This is a genomic window from Erythrobacter sp. (genome assembly GCF_039988855.1).
GTDB lineage: Bacteria > Pseudomonadota > Alphaproteobacteria > Sphingomonadales > Sphingomonadaceae > Erythrobacter.
On sequence record NZ_JBDXIY010000005.1, the window covers coordinates 1 to 22,855 of the forward strand.

The window sequence follows — 22,855 nt, forward strand, 5'->3', positions numbered from 1 at the left end:
TGGCACCTCGATGTCGGCTCATCACATCCTGGGGCTGGAGCAGGTCCCAAGGGTTTGGCTGTTCGCCAATTAAAGTGGTACGTGAGCTGGGTTCAGAACGTCGCGAGACAGTTTGGTCCCTATCTGCCGTGGGCGTCGATACTTGAAAGGAGTTGCCCCTAGTACGAGAGGACCGGGGTGAACATACCTCTGGTGTACCAGTCATTCCGCCAGGAGTGCCGCTGGGTAGCTATGTATGGACGGGATAACCGCTGAAAGCATCTAAGCGGGAAGCCTCCCTTGAGATTAGGTATCATCGAACCGTAGTAGACCACTACGTTGATAGGCCGGGTGTGGAAGTGCAGTAATGCATGTAGCTAACCGGTCCTAATAGTTCTGTTCGCGCTTGTTGAATCCCACCATCAACGACAGTTCTGCTTTTGCAGTCTGCGTTGGCGAGAAGAATTCTCAAGCCAGATACGCCCATAAGTAACACCCTTAATAAGGTGCATCGATTTAAAACCCGCATCCGCTGGCTCCATTGCTTGGTGGTCATAGCGTCTGTGCCCCACCCGATCCCATCTCGAACTCGGCCGTGAAACCAGATAGCGCCGATGGTACTATGTCTTAAGGCATGGAAGAGTAGGTCGCTGCCAGGCATTGAAGCTAGCGGTTGCAGGTTTTCAAAACCCATTCATAAGTCAAAGGGCTGTTCCGTTAAGGACAGCCCTTTTGATGTCTCTGCATGAGGCGTCATAGGTGCCGCGGGGTGGAGCAGTCCGGTAGCTCGTCAGGCTCATAACCTGAAGGTCGTTGGTTCAAATCCAACCCCCGCAACCACCATCTCATCGAAAACACATAATAATTGCCTCACTGTGAACCAGTGGGGCTTCTCGCGTTTGTCGCTGTATATTCGGGATGCTGTGGCGCGATGTGGTGTTCTAGCTTTGATGGCCCCTCAAATGCTGATCAGGATAGCTTATGGAGGGAGTCAGGACCCATGGTTTTTGGTTGAACTTGAAGGCTCCCAAAACTTAAAATCCAAAGATCACGAGCCGATAGTGTGCATTCGCCGTTCGCGCTGTTTTAGGAATTGTTTAGATTTTTGGTGGGGAAGCATGATCAGACTTTTTCACGCAAAACGGACGACGCCACGTTAGTTATGTTTTTGCTTACCTAGGAGAGCCAATATGCCGAGCATTTCAGAAAATTTCCAAGTGCCCTGGTGCAACTATCACCTCACAAGCGAAGGTCGTTATTCTGCGCAAAACCTTCCGCAACCAAATGGCCGTGTTCGTGAAATTGGTTATGTGCATTGTGCCGACCTTCAAGGGCAAGACGGTCCTACGGTATTTGCGTCAACCGCTAAGCTCCTACAGACCTATATTACCAAAAAATTGCGGCCGCGGATTTTGCCGACAATTGGACCGATCGCCCCACCAGAAGCGATCGAGATGTCTGGACGAGGCTGGAGTTTCTCCAAATTGGTTGGGCCGCGTGATTTGATGATCGACCTCTCAGGCCTTGCAAGTATAGCAGGCGCAATGCCGGATCAGTTGTCGTCCGATTGCTTGATAGCACCAGAAAACTTGGCCTTCGTTAGTGGCGGGACGCGCCTTCGAGAAATTGTCGAATGGGCGCGTGCAGATGGACGTGAAAAGTCGATTCCAACGTCCGGGACACATCTCGGGCCAACCATTGCCGGCGGTTTTGGGACGGCCAGCCACGGATCCCGCCTCGGTTATGGCGGATTGCAGAATTTGGTCAGAGCTATCCATTTGGTCACCGGACCTAACCCGTCAGATGCTGTGTGGATTGAACGTTCCGGCGAGCCTATCCTTAGAAGGAGCCTTGTTGAGAGTGCTCTACCAGGTGGCCTCATTCAGAACGATGCGATTTTTGAGGATGTATTGATCCACTTGGGCGCAATGGGTGTCATCAATGGTGTGGTGATCGAGCTGTCGGAAAATACTGGATTCAATTCTCGTATCGTTGAAAAATCGATCGATGAAACATGGTTGAAATTGCTTTCTGACGGTGACTTTTCCGCGATTGGGTCTGGTTTGAATTTGAAAGGCAATATGGCCTTTTATGAACTCACAATTGACCCTTTCGCATGGAACAAAACACCTGCCATTCACAACGTCTACCTAAAGAATGCTGATGCCCCGACCGCTGAATTACACAGTGGCGACTTGGCAATTCCCGATGCGTTGGCGTTGGCTATTCAAGGATCAGGCCCTAACGGGCGCGCAGAAGATGACGCAACTGATTTAGATCCCGTCAAAATTTTCGAAAAATACCGAGGAGTATTAATGGCATGGGACCAGGAAACCGCGCCTCGAAATAATGTTGCGTGGGCCGACTTGCATCCCGACGAAATCACTGGGGGATTGCCAGGCATGCTGTGGAATGCGTCTTTTGCAATTGACCAATCTCAACTGGCTTCAGCTTTGCCCGCAATATGTGAAGCTGTGAAACATCTGAAATGGCAAACATTCTTGTTTACTGTTCGGTTTGTGCATGATGCTGCGGGCACGCTTGCCTTCACGAGGTTCGACAATTGCGCGGTGATTGAAATTGATGGTATCTCCGACAAGGCCTTTCGTTTGCCGCCGCAATATGGAGAAGAGATCGTCGAGGGATCCCGCTTGGTGCGCGAAGCACTCGACAAACATAAGATCGACTATAGCATGCATTGGGCAAAATTGGGTGGAAAGGATAAGACCAAAGTCCACCGCGACTTTGGATCTCCAAATGATACGATGTCGAGATTGGGGCGTTGGACGGAAACTAGAGAATTTTTGCTAGAGCCAACGATGCGCAAATTGTTCTGGAATCAAGCAATCGTGGACCTTGGACTAGTCGACGCATCCTAAGCGACAGGCTGTCCAAATAATTGGGCAATATCGAACTGCTTGCCCTCGCTGACCTTTTCCACGAGCGCAGTGACTATCAGTTTTTCGCGGTCATCTTTGAGCAGCGGTGACAGCGTTTCAATTCCGCCCACTGAAAGAAATGTGCGGGCGATCGAGGTCGCCTCTTCACTTTTGCCGGTCGCCAGTTTTGCAGCGCCTGCTGTTGCCAGGACAATTGGCTGTTTGGGAAGCAATTGTAATGCCTCAAGCGCATGGGCTTCTGCGTCTTCAAACGACGATTGCATCAATCGTGAAAGAGCCATTCCAGATAACATAAAGGGGCGGACAGCGGAATTTGGATTTATTTCAAGGCAGGTTTCAAACTTCTTCTGAGCCGCGCCGAAATCACGCCGAATCAGGTCTATCCAACCGCTCCAGAAAAAAATCCCTGAGGTTGGGAACTCCATCTCTAGCGCTCGTTTCACGAGCCTATCGGCGTTCTCGATATCTTCTCCGATCAGGGCCAATGTCCCTGCCGCATATCCCAAAACTATCGGCTCGCCTGGTTCCCACTCAACCGCTTTGAGGGCAGCATCCTTCGCGATAAGCCGCGCCGAAGCAGGATCAGAAGACCATTGATATGTTGCCAAAACGGCATGACAAAACCCGCCCAGAGATTTTGCCCAAGCGTTGTTTGGTTCCAATTCTAGAACCGCGGCGGTCAAAGAAATTGCATCACCGATTGATTCCGCAGACCAGTTGCGAAACGCGGCATTAGCCTTCCAATACAGTTCATAAGCACCCTGCTCTTGCACCGGGTTTTTGGCAGCAATTCGTTTCTCATTACGGTCGATATTCCCATCAATTTCCGGAGCAAGCGTAGCTGCAATTTCATCGGGCAGGTCGAAGAAATTTGAGAGCGATCCTTCAAATTTTTTTGAGAATATCTTTAGCTCAGATTGACAATCGGTCAGGCTGACAGTGATTTTCAGTCGATTGCCATCCTGCCTGATATTGCCGCCAATAAAGTAACGCAAATTGGACCGCTTGATGAAAGCTATCTGTTCATCCTTGCGGCCAAACGATAGGCTAGTGGCAGGATCAATAACAAGCAAAGTTGCATATCGACTAAGGACGTGTGAAGTTTCTTCAACCAAGCTGCTTGCGAGGGCGGAGCCATTGGGATCGGTCGTCCAATGCGTGAACGGCAGTATGGCGAGCTTTGTTTTGAAGCTGGCAGACGTGTTCTTTGTCGATGTCTCAAGTGAAGTTGCAGTGGAGGCAGTCGCTGCAATTTTCTCACGCAGTTCGTCTAAGTTGCTCCGACACAGTCTGAGCCAATCTTCAAACCCCTCTTCATAAGGGATATCGAGCCCCTCAAGGAATTCTGCTCCAAGCGCAATACTCCGGTCTGCTTTGCCATCCAATGTGCTTAGAAAATCCACCTGCAAATAGTTTAGGTCAAGCTCAACTTCGGTGGAAGAGACGCGCAGGATCATATCGGCACCCTGCGCAGTCAGCGTTTGTCGCAAGTTGGAGATTTCACGCCTGAGGCTCGCTTGTCCCTTCTCCAAATCCGCATTGCCCCATAATCGGTCTTGTAACCAGACACGCGAGCGCCTCCCATTATCACCGGTTGCCAGCATAGCAATTAAAGCGCGGCTTTTGCGGCTGCCTATGTGGATGGGTAGATCATTATCAGAGGCCAATCCAAACGGCCCGATCAATCGAAGATGATAGCGTTCGTGTCCCAAAAGTGTGCCCCCAACTTACTTCTTTGGGCAAATACTGAATTTTGTTCAAGAATTTTCACGCTGCGATCACGCAGTTGGGATGATGGCAAGGCAATAAGGCGTTCCATCGTACAGACGAGAAGGTCGAAAACATGAAGAAATTTGCAGTCAGCTATGTCGCGAAAGCGGCACTTATTATCTCATCAGCTGTCACTCTGACAGCCTGCGAAACGGTCAATTCAAACGCAAATTGGAAGGTCGCTTCCTGCCTCTCTCAGTTTGCGAGCTATGCAAACGCGGAAGATAAAAAGGCCATGTTCTCAGGAGAGTATTCTTATAAAGAAGATCGCTGCCACGTTGCGACTGGCCATGCAACGCAAGCTGATGCCAATAGGGCTGCACAAGGGCAATGCTACCGCCAAGATGCCGTCAATGATCCGTTACGCTGCACTCCAATTGTGGAAGGTATGCGATTGTCACCACTGGCAGTTCAGGCGATGCTAAACAACCCGAATGGGGGGCCTGAGTTGCTCACGAAACTTCGACAAATTGGGTTTAAATAGCGGCCGCGAATTTCAATGAGGTCCTGCTCTGGGATTGGGGGGATCAAATCACACTAAATTTGGAACAGAAGATATGAAGAACTCAAAAAATATCATCGCAGCGATCACCCTCGCCAGCGCTTCGATCGTCAGCGCCAGCCACAGCAGTTCGCTAGACAGCGACGGCTGTTGGGATGGCCAAACTCAATATGGTGACACTTGCTTGTCCACGTCGAGCGAATGGTCAAAAAGCAGAACGAGCACGGACCGATTGATCGTCAGTATCACCAACCGTTGTAGCTACCGGGTTTACGCGCGGTTTTGCAACCAGCGGTACAACAATGGCCCAGATTGTGGCGCCTCTGGAATCGCGGCTGGCTATACCAAAAAATGGTCGACAGCCTTCGCCACCGGGCGTCACAGGTCTAAGGCGATTGGTTCGGACGTTTCATCCAAAGACTGGGTCTGCGCGGGCAAGGCGCGCGGTTGGCGCAATTCCATGTTCTAGCAAACAGACAAAGGGGGTAAATTGATGAAGAGTATTGCAATCACGGCTTTGGCGCTGCTGATCTCCGGCTGCGCGACGCGAGGGCCAATGGAGCTATCCTGCAAAGGCTGGAAAGAAAATTTCGTTCAAACTTTGCCCCCCTCTGAATTGGTGCAAACAATCCAAAGTGGCGGGGGGGTGGAAAAATCGACAAGAAACGAGCCTGCAAACATCTTCGATGGGAACGGATTCCCTGCAGACGGTAACAGGGACAAAGGGAGCTTTTATCTCGGATCCGCACTGCTGCTGTCAGGTGGAGGCCAGTGGGGGGCATTCGGAACCGGGGTGATCGACCAACTTGCTTGCCCTAGCGCCGACCATTGTTCAGCATATGAACAGCAGCCGAAACCGCCGTTTGACAATCTCTCGATTGTTACAGGGGTTAGCACCGGAGGTCTCCAGGCTTTGTTCGTTGCCGCGGGCGATTATAAGGGGTTAGTAGACAATTATACGATCGTTGACGAAGCTGATATTGTTGACAGAGACGCTGTGCCTTTTGCTGCTCTTACGGGATCTGTCGCGGGCTTGGGACCCTTGAAGACACGTATCGAGGAAGCGCTCTGCAACAACGGCAATCCCGAAGATGGTTGCCCATTGATTGAGCGTTTGAAGAAAAGCGAACGTATTGCGTTGATCGGATTCGTCGATGGTTCAACCGGGCAATTTCAGTATGTGAACACAAATTGGATTGCGAAAGAATCCGAAACTCTTGGCGACGCGCAGCAGTGCTTAACCGCGGCGGCGCTGTCTTCTGCTGCAATGCCAACCTTTTTCCAGCAAATTAAGGTCGAAGGCCAAACGTATTTTGATGGAGGTGTGCGTAAATCGCTGTTTGATGTGAGGTTGGTGAATGATTTGGCTGCCAAGCGAAATAAGGTTCAGAAGGGCTTAGGTGCGGTCCCGGATGAATCTTCTGTTTATGTCATTCGCAATGGGCCGACAGTTCCTCTCAAGGGTCATGATCTTGCGGTTGATGGTAGTCTCGACGCACTCTCTGCCGCCCTGAAAGCGTATTCCACGATTGTGAACGAAATTGAGGTCCAATCAATTGCCACGCTGCGCCTGGAGCGGCCAAACGGTGGGATCAATCTAATTTCAGCGGACGGTTTTGGTAAGCCATTTCAGCGGCCTGATGCCGAGCTGACAGGATCGGGATGCACAAAGTTAGACGACGGAACAATGTTTGATCGGAAGTTTATGGCCTGCCTAATGGATTTTGGCCGCCACAAAGCAAAGAATGGAGAATGGATACCGCTGCCTGAGGTCGCAGCCGTGAAATAGCAATTTGATCAATCGCAATTGGTGGGAATTCAGAATGACTTACACGCAAAAACTATCATTAGCTTTGGCCTGCGGAACATTCTTGGCAAGTATGCCAATAAAGGCACAAGAATTAGCCTATCATCTGCCCAAGGGTAGCGCAGCGGCAGGAATGCAAGCAAAGCTGATATTTTGTCCCTCGCAACCCTTCTCATTTCCTAGGCCTGCAGGAATTGCCGGCGAGGCGGATGAACCGGAAATGCTATCATTTGAAGGCAGCGATGCCAGGATTGAGCATAGTGTGCTTATCAGCGGCTCCAGTGCAAAAGGCGAATTGGTTCGGCTGAATCCGCGCAGTTCGTTCTTGGGTAGTCGGAGCATCGCCCTGACCTTTCATCCCAACGGGATGCTGAAAACAATTAACGCAGAAGGTGAGGGGAAAGGCGGTGCAATCGCAACTTCCCTTCTAAAAACAGCGGCGGGCTTGCTGACTTTTAGTGGGTCAGGGATGAAAAGTAGAGGCGGAGCCGCTCTCCTCAATGGAACCGTAGAGGACCCCCTTGCCCCGGTATGCAAGGAGGAAGTTCAAAAACAGGCTAGGCGGCTCGCAAAACTGAAAATTGACATCCTCACTGCAGAAAGTCTCTTGGTACAAGGAGATAGCTTAAGCCCAAAAGCTCTCACACTTTATGAAAGCCAAAAGAAAGAACATGCCCGACTTGAAAAGAAGCTGACATTGTCGACGAGCGCCAAATTCTCGGTCACTAGAGCGACAATCCTTGATCACTTTTCCCGCAGCGATAAGCCGTTTGAACAAGCATATTTTGTGCGGCCGATCGAATACGGTAAATGGTTCCACAACGCGGACAGAATCGAGACTAATGTCGCAAAACACGGCTTTTGCGTAAAGGCATCAGTTTCAAAACCGGCCTTTGATGCATCCACTCCTGTGGAAAGCGGCAGCCGGAATCGGTGGCTTAAAAAGTACACCGCCAGCGGTTCGTTAAAACCCAAAACCCTCATGAATAAGTTCATTTATTTCCGGCCCGTACCAGTCCAATTTGAAGTCAACGAAGTTAAGGCAGAGATCAGTGGGGCGGCCGCTGAGCGGAATGTAGCTTGTATGAAACTGCTAAACGAAAAAAAGGCCGGTACGCTCGCTTTGATGAAGAAGGGTTCGATTTCAGTGCCGCAATTGTCAGGTTATTTTTCTCTACCGCTGGGTAGTGGAGCGTTTGAAAGCAAGGCAACGAGCGCAGAATTTTCCGACAAAGGGGGATTGCTTGCGATGGGCACCAAAGCACATGGATCAGGGACCAGCATTGCCGCAGGATTGGCCGGCGCTTTTGCCGCTAGTGAAACCTTTCGCGACGGACGGAAGAATGCCATTCAGCGCGAAATAGATCTCATAACCGCAGAGAATGAACTCAAACTGCTGCTCGATCCCGATGAACTCAATAGCGACATTGTAGAAGACGGAGTAAGCTGAGCATAGCTTTGACTTGCCCCCGGTTTGGCGATCATCGTAAACATGGTAGCATCTTAGCCGGGGGCATTCGATTTGACCGATACAGCGTTGCGCAATGACGAAGGAATTGGCGGGGCGCTGGGCAAAACCGGATTCGCTTGGGCAATCTTTGAATGGGCCCGTAACCCCTACTACATTTTGATCGTTATCTTCGTCTTTGCGCCCTATTTTGCGCGCGATATCATTGGTGCCGATTTGCTGGCGAGCGGCAAGCTGGACAATCTCAGCCCGGAAGCAGCCAAACAAGCCGCAAATGCACAAGGTCAGGCTGCGATTGCTTCGGTCACCAAATGGGCGGGTTTTGCCGCTGCCCTATCGGCACCCATTCTTGGCGCGGCACTGGATCGCGGTGGCCGACGCAAGCCAATCCTAGCCCTCATGCTTGGTACAATCGCGGTTTTGTCATGGCTGCTGTGGTATGCAGTTCCTGGCGAAGAGGGTTTGCCGACGCGAGTCATCATGTTGATACTGGTGGTGGCTTATGTAAGCTTCACCTTCTCAGAAGTTACGCATAATTCCATGCTAACGGCGGCTGGGCGGGCTGACAGATTATCAATGATTTCAGGACTGGCGCTGGGATTAGGCAATCTGGCAGCTGTTCTCATCTTCGCCGCACTGGTCTGCCTCTTTGTATTGCCAGCGATGATCCAGTGGCCGTTCCAAGAACCGCAGTTCGGGATCGACCTCGATCGCTTTGAGCATATGCGCATAGTGGGGCCAATTTGTGCTGTCTGGCTAGCAGTATTTTCGGTTCCGTTCTTTCTCTATGGCAAAGATCCCGGCACCAGAGGCGCCAGCTGGATTACAGCGATTAAGAGCAGCATGCCCACAGTGTTGGCGACATTGCGAAAGGCCTCTGATCACAAAGAATTGATGAAATTTCTGCTTGCGCGGATGTTTTATGCGGATGGCGTAGCCGCCCTGCTGGCACTGGGCGCGGTGTACGTTTCACTTTTCCTAGAATGGGGGTTTCTAGAGATCACATGCTATGCGATTGTCGGATCGGTGTTCGCTTTTGCGGGCGGAATTTTCGGGGGCTGGCTCGACACTCAAATTGGAGTCAAACGCGCCTTGATGATCGAAATTTTCGTGATGGCAACCGCTTTTGCGCTCCAGCTTTCCTTGACCACACAAACCATGCTGTTTGGCCTATATGACAATTTCACCGTATGGGACGGTCTGATTTTTCAAACAGCTTCTGACATTGCCTATCTTGCCTTGATCGCGCTGATCGCGATTGCGGCGACTGCGAGTATTTCTTCTAGTCGGGCGATGCTTGTCACTCTGGCGCCTAAGGGGCGGAGCGGGGAATTTTTTGGTCTCTTCGCTATTGCTGGAACCATAACTGTTTGGATGGGCCCGTTGCTCGTCGAACTGGGCACAAATGCGACAGGTAATCAGCGAGTGGGAATGGCTTCAATTGGAATGCTATTCCTAATTGGATTCGCCGGGCTGATATTCGTGAACGAAGAAAGATATGAGTGAGCACAAAATTTGGTTTTCGTACTCGTTCCAAGATTGTTAGCCTATGGGTCGATAGATGCCATTGCGCCCAAAATTTCCGCGTTCTGAAGAAATGCTATTCCGTCGACGACCCAATTGCAGACATAGGAGATTTGCTAGTTTATGTGCGATTTTAGAGTCGTGTGTCACGATAGCGCTTTAGACGGTCGTCCGGCATCCACCATCAGCGTCGCCAGTGCGCCCAGCACCATCAACACACCGCCCAGCATAATCGCATTGCGCGGATCACCGCCTAGTAGTGGTTCATAGATCAGCGGCATTGTCAGGGATTCGATCAGCATGGGGATCACGATGAACATGTTGAATATGCCCATATAGATGCCGTTGCGCTCTGGCGGGATGGAATCGGCGAGCATGACATAGGTGTTGCCCATCATCCCTGCCCAGCCAAGACCAATGCCGAACATTAGCGCAAATAGAACAGATTTCTCATCCACGCCCGGGATCAGCAGCATGGCGATACCCGAAGCGGTCAAGCACACGGCATGGGCGGACCGTGCGCCAAATTTGCGCACGACTGGGATCAGCAGCAGGGCGCTGACAAAGGCGATGAAATTGTAGAAGGCGCCGATTTGCTGCGAAACGAGTGCTGCCTCGCGGAAACCCGCTGAGGATGCATCATCTGTGTCAAAGAGGCTGCGCGACAAGGCAAAGGCGATGAATTGCCAATAGACGAACATGCCGTACCATTGGCACAGCATCGCCAGCGCCAGTTGGCGCATCGGTTTTGGCATTTCTTTGATCGCGGTCCAAATGTCTTTCAGCGCGCTGGAGGCGGACAGAGGATTGGCGTCTAAATGGCCCTTTTCTTCCTCGGTCAATGGCAGCTCAGGCACTCTGATGATCGACCACAATATGGTGGAGATTGAGAGGATTGCGCCGATGATAAACGCCACTTTCACAACCACCGGAATGCCATTGGCGTCCAAGACATCGGAGGCGACATAATAGGTGAGGAGGGAAGGGGCGAGATAGGACAATGTCTGCGCAAGGCCGGTAAAGGCGCTTTGCGTTAAGAAGCCGACCGATCGTTGATCTGTGCGCAGCCGGTCCGCCACATAAGCGCGGTAGGGCTCCATTGTGATGTTATTGCCTGCATCCAAAATCCACAGCAGCGAGGCCGCCATCCATAAAGTCGAGCTGTAAGGCATCGCCAGCAGGCTGAGCGAGCAAATGATCGCCCCGATCAGGAAATAGGGCGTGCGCCGGCCATAGCGCGAATTTGTTCGGTCGCTCATCGCGCCAACGATGGGCTGGATCAGCAGGCCGGTCATCGGTCCAGCAAGCCACAGCAAAGGCATGGTGGCTTGATCGGCACCCAGGAAGCCGTAGATCGGCCCCATATTGGCTTGTTGCAGGCCGAAACTGAACTGGAGGCCAAAGAAGCCAATGTTCATTTCGATGATGCGCAGCAGGGAAAGCTTGGGCTTAGTGCCCAATTTGGCCATGGTTTCAGCCACACTGTTTGCCGACATTATTCTCTCCTGCATTTTTTCGCCTTCTAGGCAGAATTGCAAACGATTGCAATATCAATTCGCCGAGGGAGAGATTGATCCAGGCTCGATCAAAAAACACTTGTTTGCAGAGTTTATGCAATCGATTGTTGTAATTTGTTTCGGTTTATCTATTAGAGCAAAAAAGCGTATTGGAGAGGCACGCGGTGACCATCGCAGAATCAGTAGTGGCAGGAACCCGTTGGGGCGGGGCGCATGTGGCGGCAATTGCGCGCCAGAATGCGCCTGCGATCCCGCCTGTCACTTCGCTAGACGGTCTGCCAAGCATTGATGGCTTAGACCTGTGGGATTTGTGGCCCGCGCAATTGATCGACGGCAGTACGGCGCTGTTTGATGGCTGGACAGCATGGATGATTCTATCGGCGCCAGCGTTTCCTGATCCGATTGATCGCCATGCGCAGGCGCGCATTCGCTTGGTTTTGCAGCGCGGCGATGAATGGCGCGATTGCGGCAATTTGCTGCCCGATGGATTTTGCCCCGGTAGCCGCGAATGGGCTGGCTCGGCTTTGTATGATCCAGAAACGCGCGCATTCACTTTGTTTTGGACACCCGCGGGCCGCCGCGGCGAAGAGGCCCCTACCTTTGAGCAGCGTCTTTTTAAAACGACCGGCACGGCAGGCTGGAAGGGTGACACGCTAGCCGTTGAAGGATGGTCTGAGCCAGAGGAGTTTCTGCACTCCGATGATGAGGTCTATGATCTGGCCAATCAGCAGCTTGGCGCGCCTGGAGAGATTATCGGATTTCGCGATCCAGCGCATTTTCGCGATCCGGCGGATGGGCGGGATTACATGCTGTTCACCGGCTCGCTGAAGGATACGCAAAGCACGCATAATGGTGTGATCGGCATCGCGCGGGCCGATGATAGCGACAACTCACAATGGACTTTGCTGCCGCCGCTGATTTCCGCAGACGGTGTGAATAATGAGCAAGAGCGCCCGCATGTCATATGCCGTGATGGCCTCTATTATGTGTTCTGGTCGACGCAGACATCTGTGTTTGAACCCAATGGACCAAAGGGGCCGACGGGTCTGTACGGCATGGTCTCGCGTTCATTGCTTGGGCCGTATAGCCCGCTCAATGGCACAGGCCTGGTCGCGCCCAATCCAGCCGGTGAGCCATGGCAAACCTTTAGTTGGTGGGTAACGGCGGATTTGGAAGTTGTCAGCTTCGTTGATTATTGGGGCATGCAAGGCGAGCCGCTGGCCGATCATCCAGAGCGCGTGCGGAGCCATTTTGGCGGAGTGCCTGCGCCGAGATTCTCGATTAAATTGGATGCGGCCCGCGCTTGGGTTACAAGCTAACCCATGCAGGGTGAAAAGCTCTATGGTCTGATCGAGGCGGGCGGCACAAAGTTCGTGCTTGGCATTGCGCGTTTGCAGGGCGACATTGTTGGCGGGGTTGATGCCAGCAGCATTCTTGAGACCACGCGCATCCCAACAACGACGCCAGCGCAAACCATTACCGCCGCGATTGCTTGGTTCCGTGAGCAATCAGAGACGTTCGGCAAATTTGATGCAATTGGCTTGGCCAGTTTCGGTCCGTTGCAATTGGATAAGAGCGCGGCGAATTTCGGTTTCATTACAGATACGCCGAAAAAGCACTGGTTGAACACCGATTTGCTGGGGCCATTTCAACGTGCCTTTGGTTGCCCCATTGCCATTGATACCGATGTAAATGCAGCGGCTTTGTCGGAGTATAGATGGGGCCGCGGGCGCGATTGCCGCTCTGTTGTCTACCTCACTATTGGAACAGGTGTTGGCGGCGGCGCGGTGATTGGCGGCAAAATGCTGCACGGCGTGAGCCATCCTGAAATGGGCCATATGCGCGTGCAATTGCACGAAAGCGACCACGGTTTTGCGGGCAGCTGCGCCATTCATGGTGCGTGTCTGGAGGGGCTTGCCAGTGGCCCTGCGATTATCAAACGCTGGGGCAAGAGCCTATCTGAATTGCCGGACAATCATGAGGCCAAGTCAATCATCGCTTTCTATTTGGCGCAAGTGGTTTGCAATCTCCAAGCCGTGCTTGAGCCGGACCGGATCATTTTGGGCGGCGGCGTAATGGCCACGCCTGACTTGCTGTTTTTGGTGAAGGCCAAGGCCGCCGAATTGGGCGGGCAATATTTCAGCGGCAATGCCTATGACATAATCGCATCGCCTGGCCTTGGGACCAATGCGGGACTGCTCGGCGCTTTGGCTGTAGCGCAGCAAGCCGCCTGAATACGCCCCGCGCTATTTGTTGATCAGCTCGACATGCGGTGCAGCAATTCCGGTTCAATCACTACGCTGTCTGTTTCCTCACCGGCCATGCGGCGGAAGAGAAGATCAATCAGATTGCCGGCACCCTTGGCCAAATCCTGCTTCATTGTGGTGAGGCGCGGCACAGTGTGTTCTGAAATCGTCAGGCCGTCATAGCCGATGACTTTGACATCAGCGGGCACGGCCAGCCCGAAATCAGACAGCGCCCGAAGCGCGCTCATCCCGATAACATCGGTTGCGGCGAATATGCCTTGCGGCGGCTGAGCCGTTTCACCGAGAAAGCGGGTGATTTCAGGGTGGGCGGTTTCCGCAACCAAATGCGCGGTTAGCTCCGACACATTATGTTTCAGCCCGGACTCCACCATGGCGGCCCTATATCCTTCATAACGCTGCGACATCTCTAGGATGCGGTGATCGCCGACAAAGGTAATGCGCTCGCAGCCTTGCTCGATCAAATGGCTGGTCGCCAAATATCCGCCGCGCACATTGTCAGAGCCCACGGAGCAATGCACTTGCCCCTTGGTATAGCCGCCCCACACAACAAGATTGCGATAGCGTTTTGCGACGCGGTCAATGGTGGCTGATTGGTCGGACTGACCAATAATGATCAGGCCATCGACGCGGCCGGAATCTACGATTTTGTCGAGCCATTGATCCTCAGAGGGAATAACCCGCGAGAGCATCAAATCATGCCCGCGCCCAGTTAGCGCGTCGGCAAGCAGGCCAAGCATGGTCATAAAGAACGGATCAGAAATATGCTGGCTGGTTTCATGGCCAAGCGGGATCACAACGCCAATCGCGCCCGTGCGCTGGATCCGCAAATTGCGCGCCATAACATTGGGGCGAAAGTCATGTTCGCGCGCCAAGGCTTGAATCCGGTCGCGGGTTTTCTGCGCAATGAGCGGAGAATCGTCGAGAGCCCGCGAGACGGTGGATGTCGACACACCAGCCAGCTTGGCCAGTTCCCCGATGTTTTTGATCCGTATTGGAGCAGTCATTCTCACACTCATCTGCGAAGGTGATATAATTGGCAACCCTTGGGCCGTTCATTTTGTGGTTGTTAGGCAATCATAAACCGAGGCTCAGGTAGCGAAAAATGTAACAAGAATGCCACATTTTGTCGGGCATTCGTACCCACACGCAATCAAATTGCAACCGATTGCATAAACGGGCTTGCAATCGATTGTCAGAATGATACCCCGCGATTCGATACGGTTAAATAGGACCTGTCCGACAGTTTTTTCTGGGAGAAAAAAATATGAAATTCACCAAACACATTACCCGCGCATCTGTGCTGGCATTGGGCACCGCACTCTGCGCGCCTGCTGCTATGGCGCAGGACGCAGCCGCTGATGACAGCGCAAATGAAGGCAACGAAATCATCGTTACTGGTTCGGTCAAGGCAACAAACAGCCTCGATGCGAGTATCTCGGTAACGGCTGTCGACATCGACGCGATTGAAAACACTGCACCACGCGGCCTTGCTGAAGTGTTCCGCCTTGTGCCGGGCATTCGTTCAGAAGCATCTGCTGGCGGTGGTAACACCAATATCGGTGTTCGCGGTATTCCGATTTCTACAGGCGGCGCGAAATTCGTTCAGCTGCAAGAAGACGGCCTGCCTATCATGCTGTTTGGTGACTTTGACTTCGCTCCAGCTGATGGCTTTTACAAAAGCGATCTGACTTTGTCGCGGGTTGAGGCTGTTCGCGGTGGTTCGGCGTCTACGCTGACAACCAACGGCCCGGGTGCGATCATCAACTTGATCTCCAAATCTGATTTCGAAGGCGCAAGCTTCTCCTTCGAAAAAGGCATTGGCTACAATAACAACCGCGTTGAAGCGGAATTTGGCACCGACCTTGGTGAAGGCTTCAACCTTTACGCTGGCGGTCACTATCAGCTTGGCGGCGATGCTCGCGAAACTGGCTATGACGCGATTAAAGGCGGTCAATTCCGTGTGAGCCTGAAGAAAGATCTTGGCGCTGATGGTTTCATCCGCGTCTGGGGCAAGCTCGTCGACAAGAAAGACGCAACATTCCTGCCGCAAGCTATGGCAATCAATGCTGCCGGCGAAGTAACGGGTTCTATCCCAGGTCTTCCAGCTGGTCGTTCGATCTACGGTCAAAACAACCGCTACTATCAAGTTGTTGATGGTTCGGGCGTTGTTCAAGATCGCGATCTTGCAGATGGCTTTAACGTTCAGTCGCAATCCATCGGCATGAACTTGGAGCTCGACCTGGGCGCTGGCATCACGCTGACGAATGCTGGTCGTTATGCCAACATCTCTGGCGATTTCATCGGCCACTTCACGCATAATGTTGCTGACGCTGACACCCGCCTTGCTGGTGCGGCTGCGACATTCTTCAATGGCGATGCTGCTGGCACCGCGGTTACTTCTGCAAGCCTTCAAGCGCGCAACGGAAACCCGTTCATCACAGAAGTTGCAAACTTCGACGTTGAACTTGAAGACATGAGCAACTTTGCAAACGATCTGCGTTTGACCAAGTCTTTCGACATGGACAATGGCTCGGTTGATATCACAGCCGGTTACTTCTTCATGACGCAAAACTTCAAGCAAGATTGGCACTGGAACCAATTCCTGACCGAAACATCGACCAATGCGGCGATGATTGACGTTGCTGGCCAAACCGAAAACGGTATCCTTGGCTACAACAAAGGCTTCGGCTGGAACGGTAACAACCGCAATTACGACCTTGAATACACAACGTCGTCGCCATTTGCCGCTGTGAGCGCAAACTTTGGCAACGTCACTGTGGACGGTAGCCTGCGTTATGATCGTCTGAAGCAACAAGGCGTCATCACCGGCGCTGCGGGTCAGCCTTTCGACGTGAACGGCGATGGCACAATCAGTGCTCCAGAAGCTGACGTTTCGATCAACCAAGGTGCATCTGCGATTACTCGCAACGACTTCACCGTTGATCACATGTCTTACTCTTTGGGTGTAAACTACCGTGCAACCGACAGCCTGTCGTTCTTCGCACGTTACTCCAAAGGCGCTTCTTTCAACGGCGAGCGTCAAGCGTTCTCCGCCGGCGTAAACACGGTTTCAGGCGCTTTGCAGCTTGAAGACCAGTTTGTTGACGTTGTGAAGCAGGCTGAACTCGGCGTGAAATACTCGGTTCCAGGCTTCCGCATCTATGCAACATTGTTCGATGCACGCACCGAGGAATCCAACTCGTCAGTGACGGCCGGTGTTCCTGTTTCAATCGACGTGTCTTACAAGTCACGCGGTCTTGAAACAGAATTCCTGCTGTTCAGAGGCCCGTTCAACCTGAGCGGCGCTTTGACTTACACCGATGCAGAAGTGACCGATTTCGGTAACCCAGCATTCATCGGAAACACACCGCGCCGTCAGGCTAAGTTTGTTTACAGCTTGGCTCCTTCGGTTGAGTTTGATCCGGTTGAAGTCGGCTTTAACGTTGTTGGCACATCCAAGAGCTTTGGCGGCTTCAACAATGTATCCGTCCAGCCTGGCTATGCGACCGTTGGTGCGTTTGTGAACTTTGACGTGACAGACAATATTCGTTTCTCACTCAATGCAAACAACCTGTTCAACACAACAGGCGTTACCGAGGTTGAAGACGACCAAGGCCGTATCTTTGATACAGACGGTGACGGCACGCCTGACATCGCAGTTGGCCGTAGCATCGGTCAGCGCACTCTATCGGCTAAGATGGCTGTCCGTTTCTAATCGGCCCAACTTACTGACGAAATTGGCAAGGGGGGGCGCGGTGCGCTCCCCCTTTCTTTTGCCCGCGATAAAGCTAACCTGTGACAATCAGACTGGAGTGATGAAGTGCCGGATCAAAGCATGGGCGACGGACCGAAGAAATTCGTAATTGTGGGCGGCGGAACATCCGGCTGGATGGCGGCATCATGCCTTGCGCGCTTGTTCGCAGCCAACCCCAATTCGGGGCATTCCGTCACTCTGGTGGAATCCGAGGTCATCGGCACAGTCGGTGTGGGCGAGGCCACAATCCCAACGATCCTCGACTTCATCAGCTTCTTAAAAGTCGATCAGGCCGATTTTATCCGCAAGACCAATTCGACCATGAAGCTGGCGATCAAATTTCGTGATTGGCGAGTGCAGGGCGAGGATTACTGGCACCCGTTTGGCACGCTTGGTCCATCGATTGAAAACCGCCCCTTGTTCAATTACTGGTTCGCGCGCAACGGTCAGGGCGCGACGACCGGCGATCTGATGGATCTATCCATTGCGATCCAATTGGCGGAGCAGGACAAATTTGCTCTGCCGGATAATGATCCGCGTTCACCGCTTGGCGGCCTGAAATTTGCGCTGCATTTCGACGCCGGTTTGGTCGCGAAATATTTGCATGATTACGCCGTGGGCAAAGGCTGCAAACGGATCGAGGGCAAAGTCATCGATGTGGCAAAATCTGCCGATGATGCGATCTCTTCGATCACCTTGGAATCGGGCGAGACGGTCGAAGGCGATTTCTTCATCGATTGCTCGGGTTTTCGCGGTCTGTTGATCGAGAAGGAAATGGGCAGCCCTTATGAAGATTGGAGCGAATGGCTTCCGTGCAACAGCGCCATTGCCGCGCCGACCCAATTGGATGGCGCGACCCATCCTTACACTGTGTCTACTGCGCGTTCGGCGGGCTGGACCTGGCGCATTCCGCTGCAAAGCCGCACTGGCAATGGCTATGTCTATTCCAACCGTTTCATCAGCGATGAGGATGCGAAGACCGAGTTCCTAGCAGCGATTGGCAGCGAATCCTTGGCAGAGCCGCGCGTGCTGCGCTTTACCGGCGGGATGCGCCGCGAGATTTGGCGCGGCAATTGCCTGTCCTTGGGGCTGGCCTCAGGCTTTTTGGAGCCGCTTGAATCCACCAGCATCCATCTGGTCTTTATCAATCTGTTCCGCTTCCTTGACCATTTCCCGGCCAGCAAACCTGATCCCAAATTGATCGACCGGTTCAACCGATTGGCCGCTGACGAAATGGAGGAAATTCGCGATTTTCTGGTGCTGCATTATTGCCTGTCAGAACGCCGCGATTCAGAATTTTGGCGCCATGTCACCAGCATGGAATTGCCCAGCTCGCTTCAGCAGAAGATTGATCTGTTTGAGGAAAATGGGCGGATCTTGTCGCATCATGATGACCTGTTCACCAATATCAGCTGGGCCGCTGTGCTGAACGGAATGGGGTCAAAGCCTAGCGCCAATGATCCGCTAACCGGCCTGATCCCGGATGATTTCAAAGACAATGTGATGCGCGATATGCAGGCGCAAATCCGCAGCACTGCGGCCGCTGCGCCTTCGCATGATGAATTTCTGGCGGGCGCACAATTGCTCGCCAAGGCCGGTTGAGGATTGCGCGAGTGAGTGATCTGCCAAGCCTTGTGATCGTAGGGGGCGGCTCGGCCGGATGGCTGACCGCGTCTTACATCAATTCGGTGGTGAACGCTGATCGCCGCGTCGTTGATGTGACGCTGGTGGAATCGCCAGCAGTCGGCCGGATCGGCGTGGGCGAGGCCACCGTGCCCAGCATCCGCGAAACCTTGAGCCGCATTGGCATTGGCGAGAAAGAGTTTCTCCGATCCGCTGATGCAACATTCAAAAGCGCCATCGGCTTCAAAAACTGGCTGCATAATGATGGGGAAGTCTATTTCCACCCCTTTGACCAGCGCACGCCAAAGGGCCGCGCTGACACTGCTGCGCGCGATTGGCTGGGCAGCGCGCGCGATGTGCCATGGGCCGACACTGTGTCGATCATGAACCATTTGAACCGTGATGGACACGCACCCAAAGCGCTCGGCTGGCCCGATTATGGCTCGGTCTTTCCCTATGCCTACCATATGGATGCGGAGAAATTTGCCGGCACATTGGCCGATTTTTCCAAGGCTCGCGGTGTCCGCCATATTGAGGCTTTGGTCACCGATGTGACTGTCGGCGAGGGCGATCAAATAAGCTCCGTAACACTCGACAGCGGCGACACGCTGGCCGGTGATTTCTTTGTCGATTGCTCCGGCTTTCGTGCGCTGTTGATCGGCAAAGCTTTGGGCGGCGATTATGTCGATTTTGGGCAATATCTCATGTGCGACCGCGCTGTTGCTATTCGCGTGCCCTATGATGTCCACCGGCCCGGCCCTACCAAACCTTACACCATGTCGAGCGCGCTGAGTTCAGGTTGGTCTTGGGATATACCGCTGCAAGGGCGCCGCGGCACTGGCTATGTCTATTCCAGCCAATTCATCAGCGATGATGAAGCCGAGGCAGAATTGCGCGCTTACGAAGGGCCGCATGCAGCAGATTTGCCTGCCAAGCGCCTGCAATTTCGCGTTGGGCGCAGAGCAAACCCATGGATCGGCAATTGCATCGCCATCGGGCTGTCATCAGGCTTTATCGAGCCGCTGGAATCCTCCGCGCTCTATACGGTTGAGGCGTCGATTGCCGCTTTGCTGGAACATGTGGATTTTGGTGATCTTGGCAATAGCCAGCGTAGCACCGCCATGCGCGATGCGTATAATGGGCATATTGCGCGGCTCTATGATGAAATCCTTGAGTTTGTGAACCTGCATTATTGCCTTACGCGCCGCGATGACACGGCGTTTTGGCGCGAGGTACAAAAGCCTGAGCGCATCGTTCCCGCGCTGGCGAAAAGGCTGAACATTTGGGAGCACAAGCCCCCGACGCAATATGACTTTGAAACCCCGCTTCAGCTGTTCTCGGTCGGCAGCTATGAGTATATTTTGTTCGGAATGGACGCGCCAGAACAAGCGGGCGCAGGCGGCATTAAAACGCCGGTGCAAGTGCCGCAGGACATTGTCACAGGCGCCGCCAAGTCAAAGGCGAAATTCCCCAGCCATGACGATTGGCTCGCCGCGCTGGGCTGATGGCAGCAGGTGGCGCCCGTTTTAAAAGGCACCACCTGATCCCAAAGTTTAGAACCCAAAGGCTACGCCCACGCGGCCTCCGGTTGATTTTTTGGCGGTTGATCCGGTCACGCCGCCATTGACGTAAACTTTCTCGCCCACTCGCGCAGTGATGGAGCCGGCAAAGCCTTGCTCGCCGCGATAGGTACTGGCGTTAAAGCTGACCGAGAATGTGCTGTCAGGCACAATCATCGTGCCGCCCAAAGCCATCGCCGCTGCAATGCCGCCGCTTGTGCTTTCATCCAGATCATCAAGGCGGAAATCGATATTGTCGATCCGCCCTTCAAGCACGCCGGTGCGCGCAGACAGAGCATTGAACTGCGCATCACTCACCGCCGCGATGTGATCGACTGCGACCCGCACGTTTTGCACCGAGGACATAGTGGCGGCCTGCTGGCGGCCAAGCGTGCCGTTAGCATCCACTGTCACCACATCAACGGGGCCGACCTGCGCATCGGTGGAGGCATCGATATCGCCGATCCTGACAGAAGTGTTCGTCCCGCCCAGCGCAACTTGATTGGCAGCGGTGGTGACAGAGTTTGCGCCCACTGCGGTTGAGCCAGATTGTCCCGCATTGGCATTGTACCCAAGGGCGGTGGAGTTCACTCCAGTTGCATCAGAGCGGGCACCAAAGGCACTGCTCTGTAGCACAGTGGCCTGGGTCGACTGACCTATCGCCACAGCCAACACACCGCCTGCATTGGCCCCTTGGCCAATCGCAGTGGCCGCCGTGCTTTGGGCCTTGGCTGCTGAACCAATCGCAACCGAGGCCAGCCCCAAGGCGCCCGCCTGACTGCCAATTGCAGTGGCTTGGTTAGCGCCTGTCTGCGCGTTAAACCCTATCGCTGTTGCAAGAGTATTGGCAACGGTCACGCCCTGACCAATGGCTGTGGCTTGCTGACCGCTTGCCCGCGCACCATTACCAATAGCAGTTGCCGACAAGCGGGTGGCCAGAGCACTGGCACCCAATGCAATCGCCTGATCCGCCGTGGCTTGTGAGCTAGAACCCAAGGCAACCGCTCCTATCTGCGTAGCTTGCGCATCCGCACCCAAGGCAACCGCGCCATCAGCCGCCGCCTGCGCGCCCAAAACATTGCCGTCATTACCGTCCCCGCCAATGGCGATGGCTCCGTTGCCGGAGGCTTCGGTATCTGCGCCAATAGCAATCGAACGCTCGCCCAAGGCCTGTGCGCCAATAGCGGTTCCATCATCATCGCCGCCAATGGCGATGGCTGCGCGCGCGCTGGCCCGGGCGCGGTTGCCCTGTGCGATGGCTCTGATTTGAGTGGCTTCGGCATTAAAGCCTATCGCTGTCGCATCTGTGGCTGTTGCCTCTGCCGAGGGTCCGAGAGCCGTTGTGAAGCCTGCAGACGCAATCGAACTGTTGCCCACAGCAACACCAGCGAGTCCGGTTCCTTGGCTGCTAGAACCAATTGCGACTGCTTTGCTACCTGAAGAGGTTGAGCTCTTTCCCAACGCAATGGCTTCACTGCTTTGTGCAGTTGCATCAGCGCCAATAGCAATCGCATTTGTTGAGGGTTTTGTTTCAAATTGATTGTTTTCATCCAAGACGCGCGCATTTTTCCCCAATGCGATTGCGCCGTTGCCGGCGACCTGCGAATCGGTGCCAATGGCGATGGCATCGCGCGACTCTTGGACTGAAGGTGGATCAAAACCATTGTCTTCATTCGCATCAATCACGCTCGCGTCCTGGCCGAAGGCAATCGAGCCTCTTGCAGTGGTATTGGCCTCAACGCCAAAGGCAATCGAATTGGTGCCCGCTGCTTGAGCGTCAGAACCGATGGCCACCGCGGTAAATCCGGTTGCATCGCTGGACCGTCCAAGCGAGACAGAACCCTCTGTCGTGGCTGTGCTGCCTACGCCAATACTGATTGCGCTAAGCCCAGCAGACGCAGCAGCCGATCCGATGGCCACCGAAAAGCCGCCGCCAGCATTTGTATCTGCCCCCAAAGCGACAGCTTCTTGGCCGCCCGCTTGCGCGCCGTCAGCATTACCGTCAAGGCCATCACCGCCAATCGCAATTGCGCCAGCCATCGTTGCATCTGTAAGTTCGCCGATAGCAATTGCGGCCTCCGCAGTTGTCGTGGCCGCATTACCCACAGCAATGGCGTTTCCGCCTGCTGCGTTTGCAACACCGCCGATTGCAATGTCAAAGCTATTGGTCGTTGCCGCGCCCACG

15 protein-coding genes, 1 tRNA gene and 2 rRNA genes are annotated in these 22,855 nt (G+C 53.6%); 14 read left to right on the forward strand and 4 right to left on the reverse strand.

Annotated features, from left to right (window positions below; translation table 11 throughout):
* From ABJ205_RS01710 to ABJ205_RS01725, 4 genes are all read left to right on the forward strand, one after another.
* Nucleotides 1-389, forward strand: a 23S ribosomal RNA gene (locus ABJ205_RS01710); the annotation flags it as partial.
* Between the two features lie 134 nt (nt 390-523).
* Nucleotides 524-638: ribosomal RNA gene (gene rrf, locus ABJ205_RS01715) — 5S ribosomal RNA — on the forward strand.
* Nucleotides 639-742: 104 nt separating this feature from the next.
* A tRNA-Met gene (locus ABJ205_RS01720) sits at nt 743-819 on the forward strand.
* Nucleotides 820-1,484: 665 nt separating this feature from the next.
* On the forward strand, nt 1,485-2,858 hold the full coding sequence (locus tag ABJ205_RS01725; protein ID WP_348160333.1) for a hypothetical protein: 1,374 nt from the start codon (nt 1,485-1,487) through the stop codon (nt 2,856-2,858).
* On the opposite strand, the gene ABJ205_RS01730 is transcribed toward ABJ205_RS01725, so the two are convergent.
* Complete coding sequence (locus tag ABJ205_RS01730; RefSeq protein ID WP_348509976.1) at nt 2,855-4,411, reverse strand: hypothetical protein; 1,557 nt, start codon at nt 4,409-4,411, stop codon at nt 2,855-2,857. The two genes, ABJ205_RS01725 and ABJ205_RS01730, sit on opposite strands and share 4 nt — an antisense overlap.
* Before the next feature lie 311 nt (nt 4,412-4,722).
* On the opposite strand from ABJ205_RS01730, the gene ABJ205_RS01735 reads away from it, so the two are divergent.
* The 5 genes from ABJ205_RS01735 to ABJ205_RS01755 all read left to right on the forward strand — a co-directional run bounded on the left by ABJ205_RS01735 (nt 4,723) and on the right by ABJ205_RS01755 (nt 9,932).
* Nucleotides 4,723-5,133 carry a hypothetical protein gene (locus ABJ205_RS01735; protein ID WP_348160330.1) on the forward strand — a complete coding sequence of 137 codons (411 nt, stop codon included), beginning with the start codon at nt 4,723-4,725 and terminating at the stop codon, nt 5,131-5,133.
* Between the two features lie 73 nt (nt 5,134-5,206).
* Complete coding sequence (locus tag ABJ205_RS01740) at nt 5,207-5,620, forward strand: hypothetical protein (protein WP_348160328.1); 414 nt, start codon at nt 5,207-5,209, stop codon at nt 5,618-5,620.
* Between the two features lie 24 nt (nt 5,621-5,644).
* Entirely contained in the window at nt 5,645-6,940 is a 1,296-nt protein-coding gene (locus ABJ205_RS01745) for a patatin-like phospholipase family protein (RefSeq protein WP_348160326.1), read from the forward strand.
* 34 nt (nt 6,941-6,974) lie between these two features.
* Nucleotides 6,975-8,408, forward strand: coding sequence for a hypothetical protein (locus tag ABJ205_RS01750; RefSeq protein WP_348160325.1), 1,434 nt, complete (start codon nt 6,975-6,977; stop codon nt 8,406-8,408).
* Between the two features lie 72 nt (nt 8,409-8,480).
* On the forward strand, nt 8,481-9,932 hold the full coding sequence (locus ABJ205_RS01755) for an MFS transporter (RefSeq protein ID WP_348160323.1): 1,452 nt from the start codon (nt 8,481-8,483) through the stop codon (nt 9,930-9,932).
* Between the two features lie 164 nt (nt 9,933-10,096).
* Here ABJ205_RS01755 and ABJ205_RS01760 read toward each other — a convergent pair whose 3' ends face one another.
* A complete protein-coding gene (locus ABJ205_RS01760; RefSeq protein WP_348160321.1) occupies nt 10,097-11,446 on the reverse strand; it encodes an MFS transporter in 1,350 nt (449 codons plus the stop codon).
* A gap of 185 nt (nt 11,447-11,631) precedes the next feature.
* Here ABJ205_RS01760 and ABJ205_RS01765 point away from each other — a divergent pair, with 185 nt between their 5' ends.
* Together ABJ205_RS01765 and ABJ205_RS01770 are read left to right on the forward strand one after the other, a co-directional pair.
* Nucleotides 11,632-12,786, forward strand: coding sequence for a glycoside hydrolase family 68 protein (locus ABJ205_RS01765; protein WP_348160320.1), 1,155 nt, complete (start codon nt 11,632-11,634; stop codon nt 12,784-12,786).
* A 3-nt stretch (nt 12,787-12,789) separates the two neighbouring features.
* Nucleotides 12,790-13,701 carry an ROK family protein gene (locus ABJ205_RS01770; RefSeq protein WP_348160318.1) on the forward strand — a complete coding sequence of 304 codons (912 nt, stop codon included), beginning with the start codon at nt 12,790-12,792 and terminating at the stop codon, nt 13,699-13,701.
* A 23-nt stretch (nt 13,702-13,724) separates the two neighbouring features.
* On the opposite strand, the gene ABJ205_RS01775 is transcribed toward ABJ205_RS01770, so the two are convergent.
* The gene (locus tag ABJ205_RS01775; RefSeq protein ID WP_348160316.1) at nt 13,725-14,738 is read right to left on the reverse strand and encodes a LacI family DNA-binding transcriptional regulator; all 1,014 of its coding nucleotides are present in this window, start codon (nt 14,736-14,738) and stop codon (nt 13,725-13,727) included.
* Nucleotides 14,739-14,998: 260 nt separating this feature from the next.
* Between ABJ205_RS01775 and ABJ205_RS01780 the strand changes: the two genes are divergently transcribed.
* From ABJ205_RS01780 to ABJ205_RS01790, 3 genes are all read left to right on the forward strand, one after another.
* A complete protein-coding gene (locus ABJ205_RS01780; protein ID WP_348160315.1) occupies nt 14,999-17,449 on the forward strand; it encodes a TonB-dependent receptor in 2,451 nt (816 codons plus the stop codon).
* 105 nt (nt 17,450-17,554) lie between these two features.
* Nucleotides 17,555-19,090, forward strand: coding sequence for a tryptophan halogenase family protein (locus ABJ205_RS01785; RefSeq protein ID WP_348160314.1), 1,536 nt, complete (start codon nt 17,555-17,557; stop codon nt 19,088-19,090).
* 11 nt (nt 19,091-19,101) lie between these two features.
* Nucleotides 19,102-20,616, forward strand: coding sequence for a tryptophan halogenase family protein (locus tag ABJ205_RS01790; protein WP_348160312.1), 1,515 nt, complete (start codon nt 19,102-19,104; stop codon nt 20,614-20,616).
* 48 nt (nt 20,617-20,664) lie between these two features.
* Here ABJ205_RS01790 and ABJ205_RS01795 read toward each other — a convergent pair.
* Nucleotides 20,665-22,855 (reverse strand): YadA-like family protein (locus ABJ205_RS01795; RefSeq protein ID WP_348160310.1); only part of this gene is annotated, 2,191 nt, incomplete at its 5' end.